27 protein-coding genes are annotated in these 26,871 nt (G+C 71.9%); 5 read left to right on the forward strand and 22 right to left on the reverse strand.

From position 1 onward, the window contains the following. The first annotated feature begins 108 nt into the window (after window positions 1-108). Both IPI43_12575 and IPI43_12580 read left to right on the forward strand, forming a co-directional pair. Window positions 109-1,428, forward strand: coding sequence for a hypothetical protein (locus IPI43_12575; GenBank protein MBK7774947.1), 1,320 nt, complete (start codon window positions 109-111; stop codon window positions 1,426-1,428). Between the two features lie 118 nt (window positions 1,429-1,546). Continuing rightward, window positions 1,547-2,374: a helix-turn-helix transcriptional regulator gene (locus IPI43_12580; GenBank protein ID MBK7774948.1), complete on the forward strand. Its 828-nt coding sequence runs from the start codon at window positions 1,547-1,549 to the stop codon at window positions 2,372-2,374. An 11-nt stretch (window positions 2,375-2,385) separates the two neighbouring features. On the opposite strand, the gene IPI43_12585 is transcribed toward IPI43_12580, so the two are convergent. From IPI43_12585 to IPI43_12670, 18 genes are all read right to left on the reverse strand, one after another. Further along, window positions 2,386-3,345, reverse strand: coding sequence for an alpha/beta hydrolase (locus IPI43_12585; GenBank protein ID MBK7774949.1), 960 nt, complete (start codon window positions 3,343-3,345; stop codon window positions 2,386-2,388). A 109-nt stretch (window positions 3,346-3,454) separates the two neighbouring features. Continuing rightward, window positions 3,455-4,285, reverse strand: coding sequence for a zf-HC2 domain-containing protein (locus tag IPI43_12590; protein MBK7774950.1), 831 nt, complete (start codon window positions 4,283-4,285; stop codon window positions 3,455-3,457). Next, on the reverse strand, window positions 4,278-4,766 hold the full coding sequence (locus tag IPI43_12595; GenBank protein MBK7774951.1) for a sigma-70 family RNA polymerase sigma factor: 489 nt from the start codon (window positions 4,764-4,766) through the stop codon (window positions 4,278-4,280). The genes IPI43_12590 and IPI43_12595 overlap by 8 nt, the downstream gene beginning before the upstream one ends. A gap of 19 nt (window positions 4,767-4,785) precedes the next feature. Then, window positions 4,786-5,592 carry a hypothetical protein gene (locus tag IPI43_12600; protein MBK7774952.1) on the reverse strand — a complete coding sequence of 269 codons (807 nt, stop codon included), beginning with the start codon at window positions 5,590-5,592 and terminating at the stop codon, window positions 4,786-4,788. 12 nt (window positions 5,593-5,604) lie between these two features. Then, window positions 5,605-6,255: a hypothetical protein gene (locus tag IPI43_12605; protein MBK7774953.1), complete on the reverse strand. Its 651-nt coding sequence runs from the start codon at window positions 6,253-6,255 to the stop codon at window positions 5,605-5,607. Then, entirely contained in the window at window positions 6,194-7,321 is a 1,128-nt protein-coding gene (locus IPI43_12610) for a caspase family protein (GenBank protein MBK7774954.1), read from the reverse strand. The genes IPI43_12605 and IPI43_12610 overlap by 62 nt, the downstream gene beginning before the upstream one ends. A gap of 69 nt (window positions 7,322-7,390) precedes the next feature. After that, entirely contained in the window at window positions 7,391-8,866 is a 1,476-nt protein-coding gene (locus IPI43_12615; GenBank protein ID MBK7774955.1) for an AAA family ATPase, read from the reverse strand. Continuing rightward, window positions 8,866-10,638 (reverse strand): type II/IV secretion system protein, encoded by a 1,773-nt coding sequence (locus IPI43_12620; GenBank protein ID MBK7774956.1) that lies wholly within the window; start codon window positions 10,636-10,638, stop codon window positions 8,866-8,868. The genes IPI43_12615 and IPI43_12620 overlap by 1 nt, the downstream gene beginning before the upstream one ends. 89 nt (window positions 10,639-10,727) lie before the next feature. Beyond that, entirely contained in the window at window positions 10,728-11,777 is a 1,050-nt protein-coding gene (locus tag IPI43_12625; protein ID MBK7774957.1) for a PilT/PilU family type 4a pilus ATPase, read from the reverse strand. A 151-nt stretch (window positions 11,778-11,928) separates the two neighbouring features. Next, window positions 11,929-12,918, reverse strand: a complete 990-nt coding sequence (locus tag IPI43_12630) for a hypothetical protein (protein ID MBK7774958.1) — start codon at window positions 12,916-12,918, stop codon at window positions 11,929-11,931. After that, window positions 12,918-13,718, reverse strand: a complete 801-nt coding sequence (locus tag IPI43_12635; protein MBK7774959.1) for a tetratricopeptide repeat protein — start codon at window positions 13,716-13,718, stop codon at window positions 12,918-12,920. Before IPI43_12635 ends, IPI43_12630 begins: the two co-directional genes overlap by 1 nt. 31 nt (window positions 13,719-13,749) lie before the next feature. Continuing rightward, window positions 13,750-14,964, reverse strand: coding sequence for a hypothetical protein (locus IPI43_12640; protein ID MBK7774960.1), 1,215 nt, complete (start codon window positions 14,962-14,964; stop codon window positions 13,750-13,752). 112 nt (window positions 14,965-15,076) lie between these two features. Continuing rightward, window positions 15,077-17,473, reverse strand: a complete 2,397-nt coding sequence (locus IPI43_12645; protein ID MBK7774961.1) for a hypothetical protein — start codon at window positions 17,471-17,473, stop codon at window positions 15,077-15,079. Window positions 17,474-17,557: 84 nt separating this feature from the next. Then, window positions 17,558-18,745, reverse strand: coding sequence for a hypothetical protein (locus IPI43_12650; GenBank protein MBK7774962.1), 1,188 nt, complete (start codon window positions 18,743-18,745; stop codon window positions 17,558-17,560). Then, a complete protein-coding gene (locus tag IPI43_12655; GenBank protein ID MBK7774963.1) occupies window positions 18,742-19,644 on the reverse strand; it encodes a hypothetical protein in 903 nt (300 codons plus the stop codon). The genes IPI43_12650 and IPI43_12655 overlap by 4 nt, the downstream gene beginning before the upstream one ends. Beyond that, complete coding sequence (locus tag IPI43_12660) at window positions 19,641-20,201, reverse strand: sigma-70 family RNA polymerase sigma factor (protein MBK7774964.1); 561 nt, start codon at window positions 20,199-20,201, stop codon at window positions 19,641-19,643. Before IPI43_12660 ends, IPI43_12655 begins: the two co-directional genes overlap by 4 nt. A 15-nt stretch (window positions 20,202-20,216) precedes the next feature. After that, complete coding sequence (locus IPI43_12665; protein ID MBK7774965.1) at window positions 20,217-21,203, reverse strand: hypothetical protein; 987 nt, start codon at window positions 21,201-21,203, stop codon at window positions 20,217-20,219. A 70-nt stretch (window positions 21,204-21,273) separates the two neighbouring features. Beyond that, entirely contained in the window at window positions 21,274-21,771 is a 498-nt protein-coding gene (locus IPI43_12670; GenBank protein ID MBK7774966.1) for a cupin domain-containing protein, read from the reverse strand. A 70-nt stretch (window positions 21,772-21,841) separates the two neighbouring features. Here IPI43_12670 and IPI43_12675 point away from each other — a divergent pair, with 70 nt between their 5' ends. The 3 genes from IPI43_12675 to IPI43_12685 are packed head-to-tail and all read left to right on the forward strand — an operon-like array spanning window position 21,842 to window position 23,251. Then, complete coding sequence (locus tag IPI43_12675; protein MBK7774967.1) at window positions 21,842-22,090, forward strand: antitoxin; 249 nt, start codon at window positions 21,842-21,844, stop codon at window positions 22,088-22,090. Further along, the gene (locus tag IPI43_12680) at window positions 22,087-22,503 is read left to right on the forward strand and encodes a PIN domain-containing protein (GenBank protein ID MBK7774968.1); all 417 of its coding nucleotides are present in this window, start codon (window positions 22,087-22,089) and stop codon (window positions 22,501-22,503) included. Before IPI43_12675 ends, IPI43_12680 begins: the two co-directional genes overlap by 4 nt. Before the next feature lie 49 nt (window positions 22,504-22,552). Then, window positions 22,553-23,251: a YebC/PmpR family DNA-binding transcriptional regulator gene (locus IPI43_12685; GenBank protein MBK7774969.1), complete on the forward strand. Its 699-nt coding sequence runs from the start codon at window positions 22,553-22,555 to the stop codon at window positions 23,249-23,251. Window positions 23,252-23,842: 591 nt separating this feature from the next. Here the strand turns inward: IPI43_12685 and tatC are convergent. From tatC to IPI43_12705, 4 genes are all read right to left on the reverse strand, one after another. Beyond that, window positions 23,843-24,700, reverse strand: coding sequence for a twin-arginine translocase subunit TatC (gene tatC / locus IPI43_12690; protein MBK7774970.1), 858 nt, complete (start codon window positions 24,698-24,700; stop codon window positions 23,843-23,845). Then, window positions 24,697-25,164 (reverse strand): twin-arginine translocase TatA/TatE family subunit, encoded by a 468-nt coding sequence (locus tag IPI43_12695; GenBank protein ID MBK7774971.1) that lies wholly within the window; start codon window positions 25,162-25,164, stop codon window positions 24,697-24,699. Before IPI43_12695 ends, tatC begins: the two co-directional genes overlap by 4 nt. A 62-nt stretch (window positions 25,165-25,226) precedes the next feature. After that, on the reverse strand, window positions 25,227-25,997 hold the full coding sequence (locus tag IPI43_12700) for a helix-turn-helix transcriptional regulator (GenBank protein ID MBK7774972.1): 771 nt from the start codon (window positions 25,995-25,997) through the stop codon (window positions 25,227-25,229). A gap of 42 nt (window positions 25,998-26,039) precedes the next feature. After that, a complete protein-coding gene (locus IPI43_12705) occupies window positions 26,040-26,867 on the reverse strand; it encodes an alpha/beta hydrolase (protein ID MBK7774973.1) in 828 nt (275 codons plus the stop codon). Between the last annotated feature and the right edge of the window lie 4 nt (window positions 26,868-26,871).

Consider the following 26,871-nt stretch of genomic DNA (forward strand, 5'->3'; position numbering starts at 1 on the left):
CCGGACTGCATATGCCCCGGGGTCCTGACGTCGTGCGTGCCAGTTTTCCCGAGACTGGGGTGCGGGCACGTCGCTCGCGCTCGGCTAATTCACAAGGACGATCACGACATGAACACGACGACACAGGGGTGGGCCCGCGCCACGGGGCGCATCGTGGGGCTCGCGCTGCTCGGCGCCGCGCTCGTAGCGCCGACCTCCTCCGCTCACGCACAGCCGCGCACCTTCGGCCTGGCGCCGGCGGCAGCGACCTCCGGCCCTCCGCCACGCTACCTCGATGAGGCCTCTCTGCGGGTGGACCTCGGCACGGGCGGCAGCAGCGATGGCTACAAGTTCCGGGTGACCGTGAGCGGTCAAGTGCACGGGCGTGCGCTCCAGCAGGCGGACGCCATCACCCTCGAGTACAAGGTCGGGACGCGCGTCGTGACCACGGCGCGCTGCTCGGTGGAGGGCTACGACGGCTTCCGCTGGCCGAGCCTCGGCGACTACTCGGTGGGGACGTTCAGCTGCATGACCGAGCAGGTCATCGACACCGCCGAGGACGCCACCATCCAGCTCACCTACCGGGATGACGCCGACGACCGCGTGATCCCGTTCCGCCCGCTCGCCGTGCGCGTGGGGGCTGCGCCCAACTGGAACTACGGCACCGACTACACCTACCAGAACTACGTGAACAACCACGAGCTGCTCGGGGCGTCCACGATCTGGCTGCGCCAGGCGCCGTTCGCCGAGGGCGACACGCGCGTGATGTTCACCTTCTGGGCCAACCCGGGCTCGGCGGGTCTGCGTCCGGACGACCTGAGCCTGCGCTGCTCGCTCAACGGCGAGCGCATCCGCGACAACATCCAGGTGGCCGGTGTGATGATGCACCAGCGCGGTGGTGACGCCGAGGTCTATCACGGGCAGGGCGCCACCGACGATTCCTTCGGCTACATCTACTACGAGCTCGCGACGGCGTTCTCGTACGGCGGCCGCGGCTTCAGCGGCGGCTACGACCTGGCCACCCATCCGGGCAACTACAGCTGCGAGGTGCGCATCGCCGGCACGGCCGTGCGCGAGTTCCTGTTCACCGTGAACGCCGACGGCAGCATCCCCGCGCACCCCGAGCAGCTGGGCCAGAACCCGCTCTACATCACGCCGCACCGGGTGCTGGTGGACACGCGCTTCCCTTCGCCCACCACGTGGGACCACGGCATCGACCCCGCGGCCATCCGCGCGGGCAGCTTCTTCGGGCGCGCATGGCGTGACGTGGCCTCGCTCGCGGCCATGTTCACCGCGCTGCCGGCGGCGGCGGTGGGCGTGCTCGACGCGCCTGCCGTGCCGGCGGGTGTCACGGGCAACGGCTTCATTCGCCCGGTGGCTTCGGCCGGCCGCGGTGGCAGCTCGCGCGGCGGTGGCAGCGCCAGCAGCATGAGCAGCCGCATGCGCTGAGTGTGACCACGTGTGCGGCGCCGGGGGGCGCCGCGCACGGGCCAGCAGCGGAGGGGGACACGCGTGGGTTGGGTCGCACCGGCTTCCGAGCGACGGCGCGAGACGCTACAACCGGAGAATGGAGCTGACACAGGCGGGCCTCTTCCCGGCGCTCTTGCGACACTGGCGGCGGCAGCGTGGGCGCAGCCAGCTGGACCTCGGCCTCGACGCGGGCGTGTCGGCGCGCCACCTGAGCTTCCTCGAGACGGGGCGTGCCACGCCGAGCCGTGAGATGGTGCTGCGCCTCGGTCACGCGCTCGCCGTGCCGCTGCGCGACCAGAACGCGCTGCTCAGCGCGGCGGGCTTCGGGCGGGAGTTCCCCGAGGCGCAGGGGCCCTTCACGCCGGCCATCGAGCAGGCCCTCACGCGCATGCTGGCGCAGCAGGAGCCGTATCCGCTGACCGTGCTGAACCCGCGCTACGACGTGGTGCGGGCCAACCAAGCTGCGCTGCGCATCCTGCCGCGCTTCGTTCTGGATCCGCTGGCGCTGGGAGGCGACGCCCCGTTGAATGCGCTGCGCATGGTGTTCGACCCGCGGCTGGCGCGGCCGTTCATCTTGGACTGGCCCAGCGTGGCGCGGGACCTGGCTGGGCGCGTGCACCGCGAGATCCTGGCCAACCCCGGCGACCGCGCGCTGCGCGAGCTGGTGGCCAGCGTGTTCGATGCGCCGCACGTGCCGCCCGAGCTGCGCGAGCCCGACCTCGGGGCCCCGAGCGCGCCCACCCTGGCCATCCGTCTGCGCCGCGACGACCTCGAGCTCGGCTTCTTCACCACCATCACCACGTTCAACGCGCCGCAGAACGTCACGCTCGAGGAGCTGCGCATCGAGAGCTACTTCCCGCTCGACGACGAGACCGCGCGGGTGTGCGCGGCGCTCGCGTCAGTGGGTGTCGAAGACGTCAGCTAGCGGGTGAGGGGTCAGCGCGGTGCGGGTGCGTGGCGGTGCAGGAAGGCGCGAGTGGCTTCTGCGAAGGCCTCGGCGTGGTCCTCTTGGGGGAAGAGGCGTGCGTGCGGGAGCTCGATCAGCTCGGCGCCCGCCGTGAACTGCGGAAGCATCGCGCGGGCCTTGTCGATGGGGAAGAAGCCGTCGTTCGCGCCCCACACGAGCAGGCTAGGGGCGTGCAGGTGCGCGTGCGCCTGGCGTAGCGCGTCGATGGCGGCGTGGTCGAAGTTCGCGAGCAGGCGCGTCTGGCCCTCGAGCACGCGCGCGTCGTGGATCAGTGGGGTCATGAACCAGCGGCCGAACTCGCCGTCCACATAGCGTGGGTCGGTGAAGCAGCCGCCGAAGCCGAGCGGGGAGCGTCGCAGCCAGCCGAAGCGCAGCGAGCGCACGACAGCGCGATACAGCGCGGGGGCCTTGCTGAGCCGGATGAACGCGGACACCTGCCAGGGCGTGTGGCCGGGGATCTCACTGTCCGCGATCACGTTCGCGAACACGCGTGGGTCGTTGGCTGCCGCGAGCCGCGCGATGGCGGCGCCGCTGTCGTGACCGACGTAGGCGAAGCGCTCGAGCCCCAGGAGCGCAATGGCCGCCCGCACGGACTCCGCGTGCTCGACGATGCCGATTCGCGAGCCCGCGTCCCACACGCTCTGCCCAGCCCCGGGGAGGTCGATCAGGTGCACGGTGAACTCACCGGCCAGGAGCGGCACGATGCGGCGCCAGGTGGCGGCATGCAGGGGCCAGCCGTGCACGCACACCACGTCGGGCCCCTGCCCGAAGCGCCAGTAGGCGAGCTGTGCGTGGCCCACGGAGAGCATGCGATCAGGCGCGCCGCGCAGGCGGGCGCTCACCTCGGCTTCGGTGAGCGCGGGCGCGTTGGCGGCAGCAGTCGTGGGAGTGGAGCGGGTCGGAGCGGAGTGGCCGTGGTGGTGAGACATGTCCACAGCCTGGAGCCGCACGCATCCGCCGGCGATTACGTGAGGAGGTAATGCACGCCGAGGCGAGGGCCCAACGCAGCGTCGGGGTGCACCTCCGGCGTGCGACGCGTCAGCGCAGGGTCGGGGGCACCACCGGCTCGACGCGCCGGCAGGACGCCTCGGTGAGCGCACTCGGGGCGGGCAGCTCGGCGCTCGCGGTCGATGCCTTCAGCGCCGTCTCGCCCCACAGCACACAGATCTCGGCGGGGCTCGCCTCGCTCAGGCGGAACGCGCCGGGGACGCGCACGCGGTTGCCGCAGCGCTCGCCTTCGTCGGTGAGCGGCAGGCTCCACTCGCCGTTCTGGTACACGGCCACGCGCTGCTGGCCTTCCTGGCCCGGGCGGCAGGTCAGCTGGATGGCAAAGCGGTCGGACACCAGGAAGTTCGGGGCGTCCTCGACCACGGCGCCGTTGCGCTCGCGCAGGAGCGTGAGGGTCGGGTCGTCACGGTGGGCGGCCGCGTCGGTGGCCCCCACGGTCTCGGCCGGCGGGTCACTCGGCACCACGCGCGTGACGCCTCGCACGGGGTCCTCCGCCGCGTCCGGCAAGAACGCGAGGGCCACCGCGGCAGCAGCCGCCAAACCGAGCGCGAGCGGCAGCACCCAGCGCGAGCGCGGCTGGAAGCGTGGGTGACGCACCACGGTGGCCAGCGGGCGCGGGTCCGCGGACAGCGCACCTGCGCCGCCTGGCCCACCGACGGTAGCGGGGGTCTGCGCCGCGCCGAGTGGGAGCGGCAAGAGCGCCACTGGCTCTCGGCACTCCGCGGCGCGGGCGCGGCACGCGGGGCACTCACGCAGGTGCGCCTCGACCTGCGGCTCTTCGTCGCCAGACAGCTCGCCCAAGGCCAGGCGCTCGAGGCGCAGCCACGACACGGGCGTGCCGGTGCAGGTGAGCTCACTCATGATCGAGCTCCTCCCCACCCGCGGCAAGCGCGCCCAGCGCTGTCAGCTCTTCGCGCAGCGTGGCCATGCGGCGCACCACGGTCTTGCGGCTCACGCCCATCACGCTCGCGATCTCGGTCTGATCGAGGTCGTCCCAGTAGCGGTAGACCAGCACCTCGAGTGTGGACTCGTCCAGCCGGTCCACCAGCTTGAGCAACAGGTCCTGGCCCAGCACGCACTCGTCGCTGCGGGTGCGCGCCACCGGATGCAGCGCGCGGGTCTCGCGCTGCAGCAGTCGGGCTCGGGTGGTGCGGTTGCGGAGCATGGTGAGGCAGCGGTTGGTCAGTGCGCGGTAGAGGTAGGGGAGCTCGACGTCCACGACGCCACGCTCGAAGAGGTCCGTGAACAGGCCCTGCACCACGTCGAGGGCATCATCCTGGCTGCCCAGGAGGCGCGTCGCCTTGCGCACGAGCGCGGGGCCATAGCGGCGGTAGATGTCCATCGAGGGGCTAGAGGTGCCACTACGGCGCCGTCCTGCAAGTGCGGTAGGCCCCATTGGGGTGCGCTTCTTCCAGGACCACCTGGCAGGTCTCGCCAGCGCCGCAGCCGAGATCGTCCGTGCACTCGCTGCAGGCCTGCCAGCTGGCGATGCTCGCACACACGCCTCCCGCGCACTGCGCACCCGTCTCGCAGGCCACGCCCAGCGGGCGCTCGTCCACGGTGACCGGGTCCACGCAGTCCGTGGCGAGGCGCACGCCGAAGTGCGCGATCACGGCGCGGCCCGTGCCTCGCTTGTGGATGCGATAGCGCACCAGTCCGGGCCACGTGGGCAGGCTCGTCAGGAACGACACCGGCTCCCAGTCGCTCGCGACCATCGGCTGCATGTGGTCCACGCTTCCGTCGGCGCCGTAGTCCACCTCGATCATGACCTGCGCGGTGTCCTCCACGTCGGCCGTGACCTCGAAGCGCATGCAGCTGCTGGCGGAGGTGCTCACCTGCCGGATGCAGTCGTTGGTGTCCGGCAGGTAGAGGCCCCCAAGATCACCGCAGTAGCGCTCCACGTCCAGCACCTCGACGTCCAGCAGCTCGCTGGTGGGGCTGCCGGTGACCTGCGAGAGGATGGTGGGCGTCTCCACCAGGTCCACGCCGTAGTCGCTCGGGTGCCAGGTGCCCACGCGCGCGATGCGGCCGGCTTCGAGGTCCCACGCGCACAGGGTGTCGCCACACCAGGCCTGGAACGAAGGGTCTTCGATTTCTTCGTCGCAGCCGGCCACCAAGAGTGAGGCCGCGAGCGCGACGGGGACGATGAGGTGATGTGCTCTGGTCATGGACGCCTCGCTTCAGAACTGAGCCCGGAGGCCGGTGACGATGGAGACCCCGCCGCTGTCGTGGCGGTCGCCCAGGTCGTTTTGGAGGATGGGCGCGAACGAGTAGCCGACCTGCAGGTGGAACCCCATGTGGTCCCACGGCATGAAGCGAAGCCCGAGCGCGCCGCTGAGCTGGACGCCATAGTCCACGCGGACGTTGGTGGGCTCCTGCTCGCGGCCCGGGTTGAAGCGGCTGCGGGCGATGCCGAGGCCGGCGCCGCCCTGCGCGTAGCCGTACAGCCAGTCGCCCGCGAGCCGGAAGGTCCCGCGCAGCTGGAGGCCCACGGCCCACGCTCGCCAGTGGAAGGTGTCGTGGGTGTCGTCGAAGAAGCCGCGGTTGAAGGAGCGGTCCTCGAGCCTGTCGAAGGTGAGCAGCAGGCTGAGGGGACCGCGCAGCTGGCGCTCGACCGCCGTGGACATCCGGACGTTCCAGTCCCAGTCGAAGAAGCCCGACTGATAGCCGAACGACGTGAGCCGCTCGGTGTAGTCGCTGCTGCGGCCCTCCTGGTTGAAGCCCAAGCCGAGCTCGAGGCCCCACGCCCTGCTGGGTCCCGCGTGGGCCTCACGGGCGGTGGCTTGCTCCTCGCTGATCTCCTGGCAGCCGCTCGCGCTGAGCACGTGCACGCCGCGCGCTGGGAGAGTGACGGGGCAGCTGCGGATGACGTCTTCGCCGCGCCACAGCACGTGGTAGCGACCCGCCGGCAGCGCGAGGCGCAGCGCGGCACCCGCGGCCTTGGTGAGCTCGGCCATCACGGCACCGCCGCGCGCGCGGGTGATCAGCAGCTGGCCCTCGAGCGCCGCCGGGAGCTCGAGGTGCGCCGAGGCGCGCGCCGGGTACGTGAGCGCCACCGCGCCGTGCCCCGTGAGGTTGGTGACCAGCGTGACGTGCTGGCCGCCCGACGGCCGTGCGCGAGGTGTCCAGCAGCGTCTGCGCGTAGGCGTACCGGTAGGCCTCGTCGAGGGCCACGCGGCCGTCGCGGTTCTCGTCGGCCACGCCGCGCAGGGCCACCAGCAGGTGGTGCGTGAAGTAGCCCGCCGAGAGCCGCTCGGACTCCTGGCTGAGCTCGTCGCCGCTGCTGCTGGCCATTACCGCCACGCCGCGCGTCTGCAGCTGCTGAATGGAGTTGTGCGAGAAGTCTGCGGCCGGGTCGGCGCCGCGCACACGGGAGTAGGCGCCGCTCTGGCAGGCATCGAGCACCACCAGCGTGAGGGTCGACGGCAGCGCGTCGATGGCTGCGCGCAGCTCGGTCAGCGGGAACTCTTCGCTGCCGAGGCGCAGCGCCTGGGACTGGGCGTGGCCCGAGTAGTAGAAGAAGACCACACTCTGCTCGCCGCGCGCGTCGTGCACCGACAGGCGCTGGCGCAGCCGCCGCAGCGCGCCGGCCAGCTGAGCGCGCGAGGGCGCCTGCAGGAGGTCCACGCGCGCGGCGGGGTAGTGGCCCAGCTCCGTCAGCACCTCGGCCATGCGCTGGGCGTCGCGCTCGGCGAAGGCCAACGGCTCTTGGCCCGGGCCACCCGGGTTGCTGCCCACCACCAGGGCGTAGGCGTGTGCGTCGGGGGCCAGGTCCACGCGCTCGGGGCGTGGCGTCTGGGGCGCTGGCGCTCGGTCTTGGGCCAGGGCCGGCGCCGCGCTGCACAGGGCGAGCAGCGCGACGCACAGCGGGCGGAGGGAAGTAAGCAGTCTAGGCATCTTGTCCGTGTTAACCCGCCGAGGGCGGGAGGTGGGACAGGGCCTCGCAAAATTGTTGGCCCAGCGCGCTCAGGCGTTGGCGGGCCGCTGCGTGGCCAGCAGCAGCTCCGCCACGCTCTCGGTCGAGCCCGCAGGGCGCGCGCGGTGCCGCGACCACGTGCGCAGCGCCTTGATGCGCTCCTCGTAGGTCCGGTACAGCGGGACCAGGTCGGAGGCGGCCCGCAGCAAGTCCGCCTGGATGACCTCACGCTGCTCGGTGAACGCGCGCAGCAGGCCGCTCAGCACCACCTGCTCGAGCTCGGCGCCCGAGAAGTGGGCGGTCAGGTGGCTGAGCGCGTCGAGGTCGAAGTCCCCCACGGGGCGCCCACGCCGGCGCAGGTGCACTCCCAGGATGTCCGCGCGCGCGCCCGGGTCCGGGAGGTCCAGGAAGAAGATCTCGTCGAAGCGCCCTCGGCGCAGCAGCTCCGGGGGCAGCGAGCGCACCTCGTTGGCAGTGGCCACCACGAAGACCGGCGCCTTCTTCTCCTGCATCCACGTCACGAAGGAGCCGAGGATGCGCGCCGAAGTGGTGGACACCACCTGGCCCTCGCTGTCCGCGCCGGCGAAGCCCTTCTCGATCTCGTCGATCCACAGCACCACCGGGGCGAAGCGCTCGGCGGCCGCGAGGGCGCGGCGCATGGCCGCCTCGGGGGCCACGTCACCGCCGAAGACGCTCGAGAGGTCGAGGCGCAGGAGCGGCACGCCGAACTCGTGGGCGATGACCTTGGCCGACATGCTCTTGCCGCAGCCCTGTACGCCCAGCAGCAGGACTCCGCGCGGCGCTGGCAGCCCGAACGCGCGCGCGCGCTCCCCGAACGCCTCACCCCGCTCGCGCAGCCAGCGCTTCAGGCTGTGCAGACCGCCCACGTCGGCCAGCGTGAACGACCCGTCGATCAGCTCGATGCTCGACCCCTCGCCCATGCGACGGCGCTTCTCGCGCAGCACGCGCGTGAGGGCCTCGGCGTCGTCATCGGTCTCTCCCGCGGCGCGCAGGGCACGCAGCGCGTGCGGCTCCGACAGCCCGAGGGCGGCCCCCGCCAGGCGCCGGGCGCGCTCCTCCGAGACGGGCCCGAGGCGTTCCACCAGCTCACGCAGCTCACGGATATCGGGCAGCGGAACGTCCACGGACACCACCACCTCACCAAGTCGGGCGGGCACGTCGGGCGTCGCGCGCAGCAGCACCACCACGCGCTTCTCGCGCTCGAGGCGCGGGGCGAGGTCCAACAGCACGCGCTGCGTCGTGTGCTCGTCGAGGGCGTCGTGGACGTCCAGCAGCAGCAGCATGGCCGCGCCCTCGCCCTCGGCGAAGGTGCGGAGCGCCATCAGCGCATCCGCCTCGGCCAGCTCGGAGCGCGTGCCTTGCGACCACAGCGTCAGCGGGATGCCCCACGCGTCCGTCGCGTCGCGCAGCAGCCGCACCACGCGCTCTTCGTCCACCGAGCAGAGCTGCACGTAGGGCCAGCCCGCGGACCACAGCTGACGCAGCTCGTCGATCACCGTGTCCATCAGGAGACGTCCTCCGAGGTGGCGCGCACGATCTCGTCGTACGACGTCACCCCCAGCGCCAGCTTGCGCAGCGCGTGTTCTCGCAGCGAGCGCATTCCGTCGCCTCGCGCCAGCTCCGAGATGGTGGCCGTGTCCGCGCCCGCCGTGACGGCCGCGGCGATGCGCGGCGTGATCTCCAGCATCTCGAAGATGCCCGACCGTCCGCGGTAGCCCGTGTTGCGGCACTGGCTGCAGCCCACGGGGCGGGCGGTCTCGATGCGCCCGCGGTAGTCCTCGGGGTGCGCCACCCCCAGCGTGGCCAGCTCGCGCTCGGTCAGCGGGGAGCGCGTGCTGCAGTGCTTGCACAGGCGCCGCACCAGGCGCTGGGCCATGGCGCCCAACAGCGTGGTCCCGATCAGGAAGGGCGGCACACCCAGGTCGCGCAGGCGCACCACGGCGGCCGCGGCGTCGTTGGTGTGCAGCGTGCTCAGCACCAGGTGACCGGTGAGCGCCGCTTGCACGGCGTGGCGGGCGGTGTCCGAGTCGCGGATCTCGCCCAGCATGATCACGTCCGGGTCCTGCCGCAGCACGTGGCGCAGCGCGGTCGAGAAGGTCAGGTCGATGGCGGGCTGGATGGCGATCTGGTTGAAGCGCTCGTGCACCAGCTCGATCGGGTCCTCCACGGTGACCACGTTCAGCTCGGGTCGCGCGATGGCCGCCAGCGCCGAGTAGAGCGTGGTGGTCTTGCCGCTGCCGGTGGGCCCGGTCACCAGCACGAGCCCCGTTGGCCGCGCCAACCAGCGGTCGAACTGCGCGCGCTCGTCGTCGAAGAAGCCCAGGTCGGACACGCTCTGCAGCAGCGAGCCCGGGTCGAAGATGCGCAGCACCACCTTCTCGCCGTGCGCCACGGGCACGGTGGACACGCGCAGCTCCACCTCACCGGTGGGGCTCTGTGTCCGGATGCGCCCGTCTTGGGGGCGCCGCTTCTCCGCCACGTCGAGGCGCGCCAACACCTTGATGCGCGACACGATGGCCGGGTGGATCACGCGCGGGAACGAGATCACTTCGTGCAGCACGCCGTCGATGCGCATCCGCACGATGGCGCGGTCACGCTTGGGCTCGAAGTGGATGTCCGACGCGCGCTGGTCGTACGCGTAGAACAGCAGCCGCTCGACCGCTTGCACCACGGGCTGGTCGCCCGCTTCGATGCTCTGCGTCTCGCCCAGCTTCACCAGCTGCTCGAGGTTGCCGATGTCCACGCGCAGCTCGCTGGTCTGCTGCACGGCCGCGCTCAGGCTGCGGTCGAAGCCGTAGACCGCGTCGATGGCCGTGAGCAGGGTGGAGCGTGGCACCAGCACGGGACGTACGGTGCGTCCGAGCGCACCGCGCAGCGTCTCCACCAGGTCGTGGTCGAGGGGGTTCGCTAGCGCGAGGTCGATGTGGTCGTCCTCCTCCACCAGCGGCAGGCAGCAGTGGTAGCGCGCGAACGAGCGCGTCATGGTGCGCTTCACCAGCTCGGGGTCGATGGCGAACGCGTCGATGGGCCGCGTCTCCACGTGCAGCTGGCGGGCCACCACCTCGACCAAGCGCGTCTCGTCCAGCCGCGCGTCACTGCGCTCGTCGCGCAGGCCGAGGCGAGCCACGAGGGCGACCGGATCGGGTGGCAGCACGACCTGCGGTCCGCCGTCTACCGGTGGCGCGGGGGTCTCGAGCGCCAGCTTGCGCACGCGCGCGCGCAGCTCGGGCAGTCGCTCAGCGCCGACGGCGCCGGCGGCCACCAACAGGTCGAGCAACTCTTCCGGGCCCCACGCCAGGACGCGCTGGTGCGGGTTCGTGGCGGGTGGCTCGGAGTGGGTCGGGGGGATGGAGCTCGCGCGTGCGTTCACGGGTGCCCGGGGGTTCGGCGGCCTTGGAACAGGCGCGGTCGAGCACGGTCGGCCTCGGCAGCGGCCAGCACCCCGCGCGCCACCAGCGCATCGAGCGAGCGCGAGAGCGTCAGCATGCCGCTCTCCGAGTCGAGCTCCATCGCGTTGTGCAGCTGGTCGGTGCGCCCTTCGCGGATCAAGTTGCCCACCGCGAAGGTGTTCAGCAGCATCTCGGCCGCCAGCACGCGCCCGCCGCCGAGCGACGGCAGCAGCCGCTGATTCACGATGCCCAGAAGGGACATGCTCAGCTGCATCCGCACGACCGCCTGCGAGTCGGCCGGGAACGCTCCCACGATGCGGTCGATGCCTTGGGCGGCGTCGTTGGTGTGCAGCGTGGACATCAGCAGGTGGCCGGTCTCCGCCAGCTGGAGGGCCGCCCGGATGGCGTCGATGTCGCGCATCTCCCCTAGCAGGATCACGTCGGGGTTCTCGCGCACCGTCTGCCGCAGCGCGTCGCCGAACGAGCCCACGTGCTCGCCCACCTCGCGCTGCTCGATCAGGCAGCTCCCGGCGTCGTGCAGGAACTCGATGGGGTCCTCCACGGTGATGATGTGCTTGTGGGTGTTCTGGTTGAGCCAGTGGATGAGCGCTGCCTGGGACGTGCTCTTGCCCTGGCCCGTGGCGCCGGTGAAGAGCAGCAGCCCTTGTGGGCGCTGCACCAGGTCCACCAGCGCCGGCGGGAGGCCCAGCTGCTCGGGGGTGCCCACCGCGGCGGGCAGCAGACGCAGCGCCAGCGCCACGCCGCGCAGGGTGCTGTAGGCCTGGCAACGATAGCGTCGGCCGTCGAACTCGAGCGCGAAGTCCACCGCGAAGCCGGTGCGCAGACGCTCGCGCTTGGCCGCTGGGATCATGCGGCGCACGATCTCTTCCGTCATCGCGGGGTCGAGGGGTGGCGTTGCCAGCTGCAGGGTCCCGTGGACGCGGATGGCTGCTGGCGCACCGGGCGTCAGCAGGATGTCGGACGCGTGCCGCTCGGCGGCCGCCGTCATGAGCTCTTCGAGTTTCATTCGCGTCTCCGGGGGGGTGCGCGCGTTGTAGTCGCAGCGCAAAGCAACACGCGTGCCACCCCGGATCGACGGTGAGTTATCGCCGATCGCGCCTACGCCACGCGCAATGGCTGCGAGGGGCGCGCAGGTTGCGCAGCCTCCGCGAGACTGCTCAGCAGCCGCCGCAGACGAAGGCGTCGTCGCCGAAGCAGTACTCGCAGCTGGCCTCGCCGGCGTAGGTGCACGCCTCGGTGCACCCGCCGCCCGAGCAGCGGGCCGGGCCGCACTGGCCGGTGCCGCAGCTGGTTCCGTCCGCGCTCGCCGCGCAGCCGCCGGTGCCGCTGCACAGGCCCGTGTTGCACGAGGCGGCGCTGCCCGCGCACGCGTTGTTGGGGTCCGTTCCGGCGGCCACCACGCGGCAGCCCCCGCTGCCGTTGCAGGATCCGTCGTTGCTGCAGCCCTGCGGCGTGCACGCGCCGGCGGGATCGGTCCCCGTCGCCACGGCTCGGCAGGCGCCCGCGCCGTCGCACGAGCCATCGCGCGTGCAGCCGGATGGCGCGCACAGGTCGTGTGGATCCATGCCGGCCGGCACGCTGGTGCAGGTCCCGAGGCTGCCTGAGACGTTGCAGGCACGGCAGCCGGTGCACGTGGTGGCATTGCAGCAGAAGCCGTCCACGCAGCCCACGTTGCCCACGCACATGCTGTCGCGCATGCAGGCGTTGGCCGACGCAGAGAGCAGGTCGGGCACGCACGTGCTCGCCGCCGAGCAGTGGCCGCTCGGTTTGCATGCGATGAGCTCGGTCGCGACCGCGCACGACGCATGGCACGTGTCCGTGTCCGGGTCACAGCGGTACTCGCCCGGGCATTCCGCGTCCGACACGCACCCCGAGTCGGCGTCGACCATGCCTTGATCGTTGGGTGTGCCCTGGTCGTCGTTGCCCATGTCGGGGTCACCGCCGGCGTCGTGCGTGCCGGTGTCAGCATCCACCTCCGCGTCCATGGCGGCGTCGTCGTGGCCGAGGTCGGGCTGGACGTCCGAGTCGACGCCCATGTCCTCGGTCCCCACCGAGAAGCCGTCGAAGTCGGTGCACGCTGCGGGCTGCGCCGCGGCCAGCAAGAGCAAGAGCAGCCAGAGCCGCGAGGCACGCGATGCCTTGTCCATCAGAAGCTCCCTCGAACGCTCAGCAGGGCATGGGTGGCCGCCACGTCCAGCTCGACGTGTGCTGCGTCCTCGTCTTCGTTCGGGGCTCGTCCCAGCAGGGTGAGCGTGAGCCCCACCACCACGCTCGCGCCCGCCGCGATGCCCAGCGCGCCAGCGCTGCGAGACAGACGCGGACCGCGCTCGATGTCGTCGGCGCGGCTCGGCGGGCAGGCGTCGCCGCTCGGCCCACACACCCGCGTGAGGTCACGGTGCACGGCGCGGGCACGCAGCCCGAGCGCTAGCGCGGCGGCGCCGAGGACCACGCCCCCCGCACCCGTGGCGAGGCCTGCTGCGCGCAGCGGCGCGGGACCCTCGTCCGCCTCGGTGGGGCTCTCGTCGGCCGGCGTGGAGGCGTCCGGGGGCGGCGCCGGTCCGGTCTCTGGCTCGGCGGCCGCTTGCTGCAGCTCCAGCGCGCGGCGGGCGCGCAGCCCCTCGAGGCGCTCCAGAGAGGTCATGTAGCCGCCCCCCACATCGCCTGCGTCGGCGGCGAAGAACGCCTCGAGGCGCTCGATGGCCACCGCCAGGTTCCCGGCGCGCTCGTAGGCGAGCGAGGCGTTGGCCAGCAGCATGGGGCGCTGCGAGAGGCGATACGCCTCGTCGAACTGCTCGGCGGACTCGGCGTAGCGGCCGTCCTCGAAGTACGACGTGCCGGCGCGGAAGTGGAACTGAGCCCGCTCGTCTGCGCTCGTCTGCGCCACCGCCACGCTGGCGAGGGCCACGTTCAAGCTCAGGACGAGCAAGCACCACTGGGGGGATGTCATGGGCTTGCTCTCCGGGAGTTGGGGACGAGGACTAGCGGCGACGGCCGCCGCCGCGCGCTGCGGGGGCGGCGCGCGGCGTGGTGAACGACGGGTTCACGGCGCGCGCCGGCAGCGGGCTGACGAGGGGCGCGGTGGCGCCGGTCAGCGCGCGGCCCGCGATGGTGGCGCGCACCAGGGCCGGGTCGAACACGGCAGGCATGTTGGACGCGTTTAGCCCGATGGAGACCATGGCGCTGTTGCGGCCCACGGGGAACTGCGACTCGACCGCGTGGTGCTGAATGTAGCCGTTCAGCACGTCGAAGCGGAACTCACGCGCCACCACGCGGTTGGCGGCCGAGCCGGTGCGCAGCTCGCAGGTCCACGCGCCGTCCATGCTGGTGCCGGCCGAGGGGCGCATGTTCGAACCCGCCACCGCGACGGGCATGGAGCGCGTGTCGAAGTTGTAGAAGCGCGTGATCAGGGTCTCGGCGCCGTCCTCGTGCACGGTCCCGTCGAGCCACACGCGGTTGCGCACGTTGTGCTCGAAGGGCGCCCACAGCGTGCCCTCGTAGACGCGCCACTCGCCGGCGCCGACCTTGCAGCGGAACGAGGTGTCCTGCGGGACGTCGCTCTGCACCGCGGTGTCCACGTAGGCGAAGCGCAGCTGGTCCGACATGTACTGGCGCACGAAGCCGGCACCGAAGAACGAGTCCGCGCGCAGCGCGCGGTGCTCGATGTGGATGGCCCGGTCGCCGTCGTTGCGGTCCCACCACCACACCGCGAACACGGGGAACTGGCCACGGTACACCTCGGTGCGCGCGTCGGTCGCCTCGTTCACCAGCGCGATCACCACGGAGATGGGCGCATTGGTGCGGATGTTCGCCGAGGGCACGTTGTCGGTGGAGCACTCGCGCAGGAAGCGCAGGTTCTCCTGGGCCTCACCCGAGTACACCACGGCGGTGGAGTCGCACGCGCCGGAGGCGACCACATTGCCGCCTTGCTCCACGAGCAGCAGATAGGGCCCGGCTGCGTCGCTGTCCACGTACGCGTTGACCATCAAGCGCGTCTGGCCCACGGGCTCGGCGCCGTCGTGGTTGGTGGAGTTCTCGAAGCGCATCCCGAACCCGAGTCCGAAGTTCATGGCGGCGCTCTGCGCGGACGCTTGGCTCGAGCCGGCGAGGCCGAGCAGGGCCGAGAGCCCGAGGGTGAGCGCCTGCCAGGCGCGGCGTTGCGAGGTGCGAGGTGCGATGGCGGTGAGGTGAGTCACGGTGCTGTTCCTTCTTGGCCGACGTGGCGTCGGGCTACGGGGTAGGTGGCCGGGCGACACCCGGTTCGTGATGCGACGTGACGAATTCCGCGCGCGCCCAGCCCGTTCCCCGTCAGCGGGGGCGCCGACGTCTTGCCAGAAGCGTGAAGACCACGCTGGACAGGATGAGCGAGACCCCTCTGGGCAGGCCCCGCGCAGCGCTCACGCGGCAGCCACAGCCGTCACCGCCACCACCACCCGGCGGGCGGCCAGGCCCCGGCGGGCCCGGGATCACCACGGGCGGCTGCGTGGAGTCCTCGGTCACGGCGCACGCGTCGCTCAGCGCGAACACCAGCGGCGCCGAGGCGAAGCCCCCCGCGTCGGCCGCCAGCGTGACCACACAGTCGTCTCCGCTCGCCGTGGCCGTCACGCGCACGCTCGCCCCCGCGGGCGGGTCCAGCACCACGTGCGTGCTCGCCGCGGCGGGGGTGATGTACTCGTCGACGCTCGAGCCGTCCTCCGTGAACACCACCACGTAGGGGCGCGTCTCGCGCGTGATCCGCAACGCGTGGACCACGTCGTTGGTGTCGACCGTGATCTCGGCCGGTGTGGTGGCGGTCGCGTCCGCGTCGAGGGCGTGCACGGCGAAGGGGTTCGGCCCGTCCACCTCCACGGACAGCTCGCTCGAGGCGAAGCGCCCCGCACGGCAGACGCCCCGATCACCGTCGCACTCGCCCACGGGGATGGCTTCCACGTCCATGTTTGCGTCGCCCAGCACGCGGCGGACGGTCAGCTGCGAGCCGCCCTCCTGCGTGGTGGCCTCGTCTCCGTCTTGCGCCCACGTGTTCAGCGCACGGAAGCGCAGCAGCAAGGGATGCGGCGTGTCGCCGTAGGCGGCGCTCGTGCGCACGCGGTCGACGATCAGCGTGGTGGATCCGTCTTCGCCTGGCAGCAGCAGCACGTCGCGCACGCTCGACGAAACGATGGGCGAGGGCACGTCGCGGAAGCGGAACTGCCCGCTGTAGTCGCAGCGCGTGGCGTGCACACCCGACTCGGTGGAGCGCGCGAAGAGGAAGCGCGTGGCTTCGTTCGCGGGCACCCGCTCGCCGCCCCACCACTCCCCGAAGGCTGCCTGGCTCGGCTGATAGTTCGCGTTGAAGTGCGGCTGCAGCATGGTGGGCGCGTTGCCCGTGAGCGTGGAGAGTGAGCCGTACGGGCCCGGATCCACCAGCAGGTCGTCGGCGCCGCGCGTGATCACCAGGTTGCCTGCGTTCTGGTGCTGGTGGTCCACCATGGTCCCGCGGCACTGGCTCACCAGCCAGGTCGCCGAGGGGTCGTGCGCGGTGCGCGCGTAGAGGTTGCCCGCGCCGGCCGCCAGGTAGCCGGTGGGCAGCGCGCCGCGGTCGATCGCGGCCGCGTCTCCCGGCTCGGCCGAGGCGAGCGCCTCGTAGAACAGCATGAAGTCGCGCGCTCCGGGCAGCGCGAGCCGCTGGAGCTCGCCGCGCGCCTCGGCCCGCACGCTGTCGGCCACATTCCCGGCGACGATGGCGTTCAGCACCAAGGCGCTCGGCGCGAGGGCCGGCGTGTCGTCGCCCGTGTCGCCGCCCACGAACCAGCGGTCGTCCGGGGTCAGCCCGTGCACGTAGCGCTGCAGCACCTCGGCCAGGTAGCCGTCCATGAAGGGCAGGCTCTCGCCCTGCTCGTGCATCGCGCGAGCGGCCAGCGAGTACGACGCCACGCTGAGCGGCCCGTACTGCCAGCCCTCGAGCCAGTCGCCGCCGCCGAGCGCGCCACGCGCAGCCACCCCGCTGGCCATCACCTCGCTCCACATCTCGTCCACCACGTAGTCGTAGAGCGCGGTGCCCGTGCCCGCCGCGGCGGCGTTCATCTCGTCGGCGTGCGCGATGGCGATGAGCGTCAGCGCCAGCAAGTGGCCCGCGTGGTAGTTCGCGCCGGGCTGCGCGCGCTGGTACGTGTCCGGCTCCTGGTGGAAGGCCACCCACTGGGCGAAGCGGGTGCGCGCCTTCTGACGCTCGGCCGCGGAGAGCGCGTCGTGCAGCCAGTCGTAGCCCAGCGCCGCGAACACGCCGTGCGTGCGCATGGAGTAGCCCGTGTCCTGCGACACGATGCCCACCCCGTCGTTGTAGTCGGGCCCGAGTCCATCGCCCAGCGCGCTGCGGTCGTCGAGCAGCGCGTTCAGATACAGCTTCGCAGCCGCCTCGTGGGCGGGCAGCTCCGTGGTCGCGCGCGCCACCAAGCACGCGGTCAGCGCCTCCACCCAGCGGAAGCCCTGGTACTGGCCGTCCACGTAGTCTTCCGGGTTGGCGACGGCGTCGTCGCAGCGCGCGATGGAGCGGGCCACGGGCGACGCTGGGTCGGCTTGCTGCGCGCGCCAGGCCAGCACCACGTCCTCGCGCAGCAGCACGCGTGGGTGGGGCCCGCTGGGCTGCGCTACGGCGGCGGTGAGCGGCAGCGCCAGCAGGGTGAGCGGCGCCAACAGCACCACGCGCCAAGCAGAGAGTACGGGCATGTTCACCGGCTTCCTGGGGAGGGGATAGCCATGGGTGGCCGGGTCACCGGCGCTTCGTGACCCGCCGCGCGTTTTTCCGAGCGCTCAGGGGTCGAGGCAGATGGGCGCGGCCGGGCTGCCGTCGCCTCCCGCGAGCTGCCCGGCCTCGTCGCTGCCGAAGCACACCACGGCGGAGTCCACGCTGCGGATGGCACACGTGAAGGCGAACGACGCACGCACGGCCCGGTACGCCACACCGGGTGTGACCTCGGTGGGCGTGTCCGTCGCCGTGGCCTCGAAGCCCAGCCGGCCGTCGCCCCCGTTGCCCCAGCAGAACAGCCGCCCGCCCGTGCGGATGGCGCAGACGTGCTCGAAGCCCACGCTCACGCTCTCGTAGTCGCTCTCGCTGCCCACGCGGGTGGGCTCGTCCACGTCGCCCACGTGGCCGGCGATCATGGTGGGCTCGTTGCGTCCCCAGCAGTAGAGGTCTCCGCCCGTGCCGATGGCGCAGCTCAGGCGTCGGCCCGCGCTCACGCTGCGAAAGGGGGTGGGGGCGGGGACCGCAGTGAAGTCGGCGGCACTCGCCAACAGCGGGATGCCCAGCTCGTTGGCCGTGTTGGTGCCCGTGCAGAACAGCGCGCCGGCCGCGTCCACGGCGCACGCGTGGGCGGTGGACGCTGCCACCTCCTCGAACGCCACGCCCGCCACGTCGGTGGGTGTGCGCACGGCCACGCTCACGCTTCCGGTGCCGAGCCCCAGCTGCCCGTCGCCGTTCGCACCCCACACCGTCAGCGTCCCAGCGGCGCGCGTGGCATAGACGCTCGAGAAGCCCATGGCGGCTTCTTCCACGCTGCCGATGACCTCCACCGGACGGCTGCTGCCCGCCGAGCCGCCGTCCCCCAGCGTGCCGTCGAAGTTGTTGCCGCAGCACACCAAGGTGCCATCGCTGCGGCGCAGGCACGTGTTCAGGCCACCGGCATACACCGCGCTGTAGGTGTCGAAGCCCGTGGGCGACGTGGGCCGTGGTGTGTTGGTGGTCGCCCCGTCGCAGCGCTGACCGGACTCGCCCCCGCCCCAGCACTGCACCGCGCCGTCGTGCACCACGCACACGTGGTCGGAGCCCACCGCCAGGTCGTCGGCCAGCAGCGGCATGAGACAGCCCGCGCCGCCGTCCGGGTCGCCATCGACGCGGCCCACGATGACGGTCTGATCACACGCGGCCCCGCTGAGCGCCGAGAGCACGACCACCAAGCCCAACGCGAGGCTCCGGTGAACGCGGGCGCGTGTGCTCACGGTGCCACCCCGCAGGCCTCGCGGATGCGTGGGGCGCTGGGCGAGCGCGGGTAGGCCGTGAGGAAGCGCGCGGCCTCGCGCTGTCCGGCCTCCGTGCGCCCGGCACGACACAGGGCCAGCGCCCGCCCTGCCAGTGCCTCCACCCGCAGCGTGCCGCGCGGATGACGGGCCAGCGCGCGCTCGAACAGCGTGAGCGCGTTGGCGGCGTGCCCCGCCCGCAGCTGCGCCTCGCCCGCTGCCACCAGCATGGACTCCTCGGACAGCGGATCGGGCGCGAGCTCGTCGGCCGCGTCGGCGGACTCGAGTGGCGGAGCCAGTGGGGGAGGCGGGGCGGTCACGCGGGCAGGGTCGACCACCACGGCGGGCGTGGTCGTAACGGCAGCCCGAGGAGCCTCTTCCACGTCGCCGCGCGCCGGTGCCCGCTCGGGGCGGAGCGCGGGGGGTGCGTCCGCGGGCTCGGGCGCAGGCTCCACCGTGGGTGCGTCACCCGCGACGAGGGCTTCGGGCGAGTCCCCCGAGGAGAGCGTCACCCCGCCCGCGTCAGCGCCCGCCGCGAGTGGAGTTCCTTCGGCGGAGTCCGACGGGCCTTGCTCGGCGTTGGGCGAGAGCAGCAGCGCACCCGCCCCCAGCACCAGGGCTGCTGCGATGGCCAGCGCCACCTTGGCGCCAGTGGGCCATGCGCTTCCGCCCATCGACGCTGGGCTTGCGGGTGCGGCGCTGCTGGCAGGGTCGGGTGCCGTCGGTGTGTCGGTGGTGGGCGTGGGCAGCGCGGCCGGCGGTGGGACACCCAGCGCTCGAAAGATGGCCTCCCGGCGCGCGTCGAGGTCCGCGCCGCTGGCTTCGTCCAGCGGGCCTTCGCGCCCCAGCAGCGCGCGCGACTCCGGCGAGAGGTCACTCATGAGCCTCCCTCCGTGAGCGCGACCCGCAGCTCCTCGAAGCGCGCCCGGGCGCTGCGCAGCCGGCTGTGCATGGTGTTGGGGTTGAGCTCCAGCAGCGCGGCCACCTCGGGCCCGGGCACCTGCTCGAGCTCCACCAGCACGAACACCTCGCGCAGCGGGTCCTCCATGGCGTCGAGGATGCGGTGCAGGAGGCGGCGCCCTTCCGAGAGGCGCGCGGCCTGCTCGGGCGTCTCGGGCGGCTCGGGGGCTGGCTCGTTCCCCGCAGCGGACATGCGCCGCTGGCGACGAGCGTGGGAGCGCCGGTGGTCGGCGGCCACGCGCAAGACGATGCCGTAGACCCAGGTGGAGAGCTTCGAGCGACCTTCGAACTCACCGAGCCGGCGCGCCACCACCAGGTAGACGTCTTGGAACGCGTCGTCGACGGCCTCGTCTGCCACGAGCCGCCGCAGCGAGCGCAGCACGAAGGCCGACGTCTCGCGGTACACGGCGTCGAAGCGCCGAGCGTCGAACTCGGGTGGCGGGGGGCGGGGGGCATCTCTCTCTTCGTCAGTGTCCATCTCGCGTGGAGTTCGTCACGACGCCCAGAAGAAAAATGCGCAGGTGCCACCAAAGCCTACGCCGCGAGCCCGGCCCACCTGCCCCACGTTCGTGATCTCGAAGCGCGGCCGTGTGATGCGCAGATCCACGTCCACGCTACAGCGCAAGCCTGCGCGCCGTCCGAGGACGATGGTGGGAGAGAGCCCCACCGCGGCGTACGGGGTGGCGCTGCGCGCGTTCTCGTCGAGCCCGAGCCCACGTGCGAGTGTCACGCCCACTTCCACGGACAAGCACCCACCCAGACGCACTCGGTCACTGGCGCCCCCGAGCGCGCAGGCTACCGGTGCGAGCGTGAGCGTGGCCGCCCGCGCCACCCGCTCACCCATGTGGCGCAGCGGCACGAAGGGGGCGGCCTGCGCGCGCAGCCCCAGCTGCAGCGCGGGGTGCAGCGCATGGAACACACCGAGCGACAGGCGAGGCACCACGGGCGCGTCACCCAGGCCGGAGATCACCCCAACGCCCCCATCGACGCCCCAGCGCACGGGCTGCGACACGGCGTCCGGCTCGACGGCGGCCGTGTCCTCTTGGGGTCGCGGGGCGGCGTCGGGGGCCACCGGCTCCGCTGTGGCCGTGGGATCGCTGAGCGCCACGCTCACCACGATGAGCGCCGAGCGCGCCACCTCGGCACAGCGCGTCCCCTCCACCACCCGCTCGCCCACGTGGCCCGCGCGCTCCACGCGGATGGTGGCCACGTACTGCGCCCCCGCCACGATCTCGATCACCACGCGCGTCTCCGCCAGGGTCTCGCGCAGCTCGAGCGGGATCACGGCGTCCAAGATGGGCCGCACCTCCTCGAGCGTGGGGCACTCGGGGGGCGCCTGCCAGACCAGGTCCAGCGACTGGGCGGCGCACGGCTGAGCGGCCAGCATCACCACGCTCAGCGCACACACGCATGGCACGACGCGCGCAGCCGTGGCGCGCATCCTGCTGCCGCCACGCCCTGCGACTGCCCTGAGAATCATGCGACGCGAACGATACTCGGCGGGTCGAGGGGCGTCCACACGGGCCTTCCGCCCTGGCTGGACTCGGGGGCTACCGGGTGAGCTCCCGGACCAGCGCGGCGTGCTGGGGGAAGTCCGCCAGCAGGGCCTCGCGCGCGCCCAGCTCGAAGTCACGGAAGTCGAAGCCCGGCGCCACCGTGCAGCCCACCAGCGCGAAGTCGTGGTCGCCCTCGAGCCGCGCCCCGAACCAGGCTCCCGCGGGCACCACGGCTTGCGGCCGCTCGCCCGCCGCGAGGTCGAGCCCGAGGCGCAGCACCTCGTGCCGCCCACTCGGGTGCAGCACATGCACCGTCAACGCGCCGCCGGCGTAGTGGTGCCAGACCTCGTCGCTCGCGATACGGTGCAGCGCGCTCATATCCCCGCGCTCCAGCAGGTAGTAGATGGCCGTGGACGCGCTGCGCGACCCCGCGAAGCGCTCGGGCAGCCCCGGGAGCGTGAGGGTGTCGCGGTACGTCTCGCGGTAGAAGCCCCCCTCCGGGTGCGGCAGGAGCCCCAGCTGGTCCACCAGCGTGCGAGCGGTGAGCGTCATGGGTGGGAGCCTTTCGGGCCATTGACGTGGCCTCTTCTGTACGTATAGATCATGAGCAGAGGATACGTACATGTCCAGCAAGCTCACTCTCAGCGTGGCGCCCGAGGTGGTGGCGGCGGCCAAGCGCTACGCCGCCGCGAGCGACACCTCGGTCTCGCAGCTGGTGGAGGACTACCTCAGCGTCATCACGCGGCGGTCGCCAGGCGGTGACACGCCCGCGCCGCGAAGCGCCCCCATCCTGACCAAGCTCAAGGGCGCGCTGCAGGGTGACGGGGACATCCAACACCACCGCGACCACCTCGCCGCGAAGTACAAGTGACCCGGCTGCTGATCGACCTGAACGTGGTGCTCGACGTGCTCTTCGACCGGCACCCTCACGTCGAGCCCGCCGCCGGCCTGTGGGCCGCCATCGAGCGCGGCGAGGCCGAGGGCCTGCTCGCCGCCCACGGGGTGACCACGCTGCACTACCTCGCGGCGCGTGCGGCCAGCCCCGCGTTCGCGAAGCGCTGTGTGGCGGACGTGCTCGCGGTCTTCTCGGTGGCCCCGGTGGACGCCGCCGTCCTCAGCGACGCGCTCTCCCTCGACTTCGCCGACTTCGAGGACGCCGTGTGTGCCGCAGCAGCCTCGGCCGCCCAGTGCAGCGCCATCGTCACGCGGGACCGGCGCGGCTTCAAGAAGGCCAGGCTCCCCGCCCTGACCCCCACCGAAGCGCTGGCCATCGTCCTCGGGTGAGCCCTCGCCGCCATGCGCCGCTCCAGGACTTCAGCTATGGGGTGGCCTCATGGGCGCACAATGGAAAGCCAAGGGTCGCGCGGCGGGTGCCGACGCCAAGGGTCGTCTCTTCACCAAGCTCTCGAAAGAGATCATGATCGCCGCGCGCGCGGGAGCGGACCCGGCGTCCAACCCGCGCCTGCGCATGGCGGTGGACGCGGCCAAGAAGGCGTCCATGACGAAGGACACGCTGGAGCGCGCCATCAAGAAGGGCGCGGGCCTGCTGGACGACGGCGCCCAGTACGAGACGGTCACCTACGAGGGCTACGCCCCGCACCAGGTGCCGGTCATCGTGGAGTGCCTGACCGACAACAAGAACCGCACGGCGCCCAACCTGCGCGTGCTCTTCCGCAAGGGGCAGCTGGGCTCGAGCGGCTCGGTGTCCTGGGACTTCGACCGCCGCGGCGCCATCGAGGCCTCGCCCCCAGCCAGCGGTGAAGACGCCGAAGAGGCCGCCATCGAGGCCGGCGCGCAGGACGTGGAGGCCGCCGAAGAGGGCTCGTTCCGCTTCATCACCGAGCCCACCGAGGTGGACGCCGTGGGCCGCGAGCTCACCGCGCGGGGCTGGACGGTGGAGAGCCAGAAGCTGGTCTGGATCGCCAAGAACCCGGTCACGTTGGACGACGACGCCCGCGCCGAGGTGGAGGCCTTCTTGGCGGCCATCGACGAAGACGACGACGTGCACGAGCTCTTCGTCGGCCTGGCCTGACCGAGACCGAGACCGAGTCCGAGTCGGAGACCGAGTCGGAGACCGAGTCGGAGACCGAGACCGAGACCGAGTCGGAGACCGAGTCGGAGACGGAGACCGAGTCGGAGACCGAGTCGGAGACCGAGTCGGAGACCGAGTCGGAGACGGAGACCGAGTCGGAGTCCGAGACCGAGTCCGAGACCAGCCCGACTTCGCGAGCGTGAGAAGCCCTCAGAGCGCATTAGACGGAAGGTGTCACTCCGGTTGAGTGGCGGACTTGGACACGACCAGAGTGAAGTGACTGAGTCCACAGGCTGCGCGCCCCGGCTGGCGGACAACACAGCGACGGGCGGGACCGAGGGGCTTGTCGGGGTCGCTGGATCCGACGATGCGGACTAGAGGTTGGAGGGGGGACCGGTCTCGGCCTCGGCCTCGGCCTCTGTCTCGGACTCGGCCTCTGTCTCGGACTCGGCCTCGGCCTCGGACTCGGCCTCTGTCTCGGCCTCGGCCTCTGTCTCGGCCTCGGCCTCTGTCTCGGCCTCGGACTCGGTCTCTGTCTCGGCCTCGGTCTCGGCCTCCGACTCGGTCTCCGACTCGGTCTCTGTCTCGGCCTCAGCGCTCGTAGCCCTCGTCCTTGGCGGCCTTCGCTTCGTCGGCGCGGCGCTTGCCGCGGCTCTTCTCGATCAGGTAGGCGACGACGACCGCCAGGTAGTAGAGCACCACCAGCGGGACCAACATCATCAGCTGAGAGACCACGTCGGGCGGCGTGAGGATGGCCGCGATGACGGAGGCGACCACCACCCACCAGCGTCCGAAGTTCAGGAGCCCACGCCAGTTCACGATCTCGACGGCCGCCAGGAACGAGACCACCACTGGCACCTCGAACACCACGCCGAAGCCCAGCAGCAGCTCGGCGATGAAGGTGGTGTACTCGGTGATCATGACCGTGGGCACGATCTGGACCTCGTCGTTCGGGAGCTGCTGGGCGTACTCGAGGAAGGTGCGGAACGCCTCCGGGAACACGACCACGTACCCGAACACCACGCCACCCACGAAGCACAGCGTGGAGGCCAGCACGAAGGGGACCGCCATGCGCCGCTCGCGGCGGTAGAGGCCCGGCGCGATGAAGCCCCAGATCTGCCAGAAGACCCACGGCGACGCGAGGATCAGCCCCGCGATGACGCTGTTCTTCAGGTAGATGACGATCATGTCCATCGGACCCGAGAAGTGGATGGTGGGACGGCCGAGTTCGAGCTTGGCCCACGCCGTGATCCACGGCTCCAGCAGGAACTCCAGCAGCTCTTCCTTCCACACCCAGGCGAACGCGATGGCCGGGATGGCGCCCAGGACGGCGCGCACCAGCCGCGTGCGCAGCTCGCCCACGTGCTCGAAGAAGCCCATCTCGAGGTCGTCTTCGGGGCGGTGCACGGTGCCGTCGGCGTTGAGGGCGGGCTTCTTCTCCTCGGTCACGCGCGCGGCTCCACCGTAACGGTCCGCGTGCTGGCGTGCGCCACGTCCACGCCGAGGGCGGGCTGCTCGGCGCCCAGCTCGGCTTCGCCCATGATGCGCACCGTCTCTGCGTTGACGTCGGCGTTGGCGCTCTGCACGCCCGGCTTCGGCGGCACGCCCGGCTTGGTCATGCTCGCGCCCACCGAGGCCACTTCGCTCTGCACGTTGCGTCCCACGTCGCGCAGGTCGCTGAGCGGCTTGGTCAGCTCGGTCTTCATCTTCTTCATGCCGAGCGGGTCGCGCACGTCTTCGTCCGCCAGGATGGCGTCGATGCCCACCTGCTTGCGGAGGTCGGCCGTGGTGGCGCGAAACTGCCGGATGCCCTTGGTGAGGGCGCGTGCGAACGTCGGCATCTTGTCGGGCCCCACCGCGAAGAGGAGCACGAGGAAGATGATCACCATCTCGCCGCCGCCAATACCGAACATCCTAGGGGGCCTGTATCGCACGCCGCGCGCGTCCGCGCGAGCGCAGCGTGTCGGCTCCGGGCTCAGGACACTTGGAGCGTGACTGCGGCGATCCCGAACATGCGCCGGAACGTCCGGCTCAGGTGGGCCGAGTCGGCGAAGCCGGCGGCGTGGGCCGCCTCGGTGAGGGAGGCACCGGACGCAAACCGCTCGACCGCGCGCTGGAGCCGCAGCCACAGCAGGTACGTGCGGAAGGGGAGCCCCGTCTGCTCGACGAAGAGGTGCCGGGTGCGACCCGGCGAGAGGGAGACGAACGCGGCCGCGTCCTCGAGCGTCACCGGCTGGTCCAGTCGCGGCGTGACCCAGGCGATCAGCTTCGCGACGCGGTGGTCCACGCGGCGAGGGGCCAGGCCACCCTGCGTCAGCTGCGCGGCCAGGGTACGGCCGAGCGCCATCAGCTGCTCGTCGGTGCGCTCGGGCGCCTGGAACGAGGCTCGCAGGCGCGCCGGCAGGTCTCCCAGCAGCGCAGCGGGGATGTGCGCGACCGGTCCGTTCGCGAAGAGCGTGCTCGTCAGCTGCCGCCCGGCCTTACCCTCCGGGGCGACGAAGAGGTGCGCCACCAGCCCGTTTCCCCAGAAGGAGTGCTCGGCGTCGGGTGCCACCGCGAGGGCCACGCCCGACACGGTCCCCGTGGGACTCGCGAGCTCGACCGTCCCCGTGAGGGCGAGCGTCACCTGGACGACGTGGTGGGAGTGCACGTCGGTCCGCGGGTACTGCTCACCAGGAGGTGCGCTCAGCACCCACAGGGTCGCTCCTTCCCAGAACAGAATCCGGCCCTGCGCCTTGGTACCCATGCCGCAGAGGGTACGGGGCGCGTCGGCGACGCGGCAAGGTGGTCAGTCCGACACCGGCGGGAGAACGCTGAGGATCACCTCGACGACGTCGTCGGTGCGGCTCAGCTGGGGATAGTGGCCGGTGCCTTGGTACACCACCTGCTCTCCGTCAGACGCTTCGTTGGCGAGCTCGCCGAGCATGGAAACCCAGAGGTCCTCGACGGTCCGCGTGAAGCCGTGGGAGGTCCCGGTCAGCACCCGCACCGGATAGGCACCAAAGTCGCCCGCGGCGGCGATCTGGTCGGACGCCAGCGCAAAGCCCGCGAACTCGGCGCGCTGTACGGCGGGGAGGGTGGCGACGGCGGACTCGGGGATCGTGCACCCGCTGAGCTCGGCCTCCGCGCAGGCGGCGGTGAAGTCGCGGTGGCGCGGATCGACGAGCACCAGCGCGGCGACCTCGTCGGGGTGCGCCTTGGCGAAGAGCTCCATGTACGTCCCGCCGAACGAGTGACCGACGAGCACGTACGGGGGCGCATAGCCGCGGGCCTCGAGCAGCGCGCGGAGGTCCTCGACGATGCGCGCGGGGTCGCGGGGCGCGCTCGTCGCGTCGCTCGCACCGTAGCCGGGGCGGGAATAGGCGAACACCCGCGCCTCGACGGCGACCGCGGCGGCGGTGGCGTCCCATCCCGACCAGTCGTCGCCGAAGCCTGCTTCGAACACGACGGTGGCATCTCCGCTCCCGGCCTCGACGACGACGATGTCGTGGCCGGCGATGTGGGCGGTGGTGGGGGTCAGCTGCGTGCTGCAGGCCGACAGGAGGACGGATGCCAGCAGCGTGGCGGCGCTGGCGATGGGGAGTGCATGGCGGAACGTAGTGCTCTGGATGGTCATGGTT

It is taken from the genome of Sandaracinaceae bacterium (assembly GCA_016706685.1).
Taxonomy (GTDB): domain Bacteria; phylum Myxococcota_A; class Polyangia; order Polyangiales; family Houyiibacteriaceae; genus JADJJE01.

What these genes read in the sequence shown, in the direction of transcription:
- IPI43_12575 (MBK7774947.1), top strand. Translation starts at nt 109, where the DNA reads ATGAACACGACGACACAGGGGTGGGCCCGCGCCACGGGGCGCATCGTG.
- IPI43_12580 (MBK7774948.1), top strand. Translation starts at nt 1,547, where the DNA reads ATGGAGCTGACACAGGCGGGCCTCTTCCCGGCGCTCTTGCGACACTGG.
- IPI43_12585 (MBK7774949.1), bottom strand. Translation starts at nt 3,345, where the DNA reads ATGTCTCACCACCACGGCCACTCCGCTCCGACCCGCTCCACTCCCACG.
- IPI43_12590 (MBK7774950.1), bottom strand. Translation starts at nt 4,285, where the DNA reads ATGAGTGAGCTCACCTGCACCGGCACGCCCGTGTCGTGGCTGCGCCTC.
- IPI43_12595 (MBK7774951.1), bottom strand. Translation starts at nt 4,766, where the DNA reads ATGGACATCTACCGCCGCTATGGCCCCGCGCTCGTGCGCAAGGCGACG.
- IPI43_12600 (MBK7774952.1), bottom strand. Translation starts at nt 5,592, where the DNA reads ATGACCAGAGCACATCACCTCATCGTCCCCGTCGCGCTCGCGGCCTCA.
- IPI43_12610 (MBK7774954.1), bottom strand. Translation starts at nt 7,321, where the DNA reads ATGCCTAGACTGCTTACTTCCCTCCGCCCGCTGTGCGTCGCGCTGCTC.
- IPI43_12615 (MBK7774955.1), bottom strand. Translation starts at nt 8,866, where the DNA reads ATGGACACGGTGATCGACGAGCTGCGTCAGCTGTGGTCCGCGGGCTGG.
- IPI43_12625 (MBK7774957.1), bottom strand. Translation starts at nt 11,777, where the DNA reads ATGAAACTCGAAGAGCTCATGACGGCGGCCGCCGAGCGGCACGCGTCC.
- IPI43_12630 (MBK7774958.1), bottom strand. Translation starts at nt 12,918, where the DNA reads ATGGACAAGGCATCGCGTGCCTCGCGGCTCTGGCTGCTCTTGCTCTTG.
- IPI43_12635 (MBK7774959.1), bottom strand. Translation starts at nt 13,718, where the DNA reads ATGACATCCCCCCAGTGGTGCTTGCTCGTCCTGAGCTTGAACGTGGCC.
- IPI43_12645 (MBK7774961.1), bottom strand. Translation starts at nt 17,473, where the DNA reads ATGCCCGTACTCTCTGCTTGGCGCGTGGTGCTGTTGGCGCCGCTCACC.
- IPI43_12655 (MBK7774963.1), bottom strand. Translation starts at nt 19,644, where the DNA reads ATGAGTGACCTCTCGCCGGAGTCGCGCGCGCTGCTGGGGCGCGAAGGC.
- IPI43_12660 (MBK7774964.1), bottom strand. Translation starts at nt 20,201, where the DNA reads ATGGACACTGACGAAGAGAGAGATGCCCCCCGCCCCCCGCCACCCGAG.
- IPI43_12665 (MBK7774965.1), bottom strand. Translation starts at nt 21,203, where the DNA reads ATGATTCTCAGGGCAGTCGCAGGGCGTGGCGGCAGCAGGATGCGCGCC.
- IPI43_12670 (MBK7774966.1), bottom strand. Translation starts at nt 21,771, where the DNA reads ATGACGCTCACCGCTCGCACGCTGGTGGACCAGCTGGGGCTCCTGCCG.
- IPI43_12675 (MBK7774967.1), top strand. Translation starts at nt 21,842, where the DNA reads ATGTCCAGCAAGCTCACTCTCAGCGTGGCGCCCGAGGTGGTGGCGGCG.
- IPI43_12685 (MBK7774969.1), top strand. Translation starts at nt 22,553, where the DNA reads ATGGGCGCACAATGGAAAGCCAAGGGTCGCGCGGCGGGTGCCGACGCC.
- IPI43_12695 (MBK7774971.1), bottom strand. Translation starts at nt 25,164, where the DNA reads ATGTTCGGTATTGGCGGCGGCGAGATGGTGATCATCTTCCTCGTGCTC.
- IPI43_12700 (MBK7774972.1), bottom strand. Translation starts at nt 25,997, where the DNA reads ATGGGTACCAAGGCGCAGGGCCGGATTCTGTTCTGGGAAGGAGCGACC.
- IPI43_12705 (MBK7774973.1), bottom strand. Translation starts at nt 26,867, where the DNA reads ATGACCATCCAGAGCACTACGTTCCGCCATGCACTCCCCATCGCCAGC.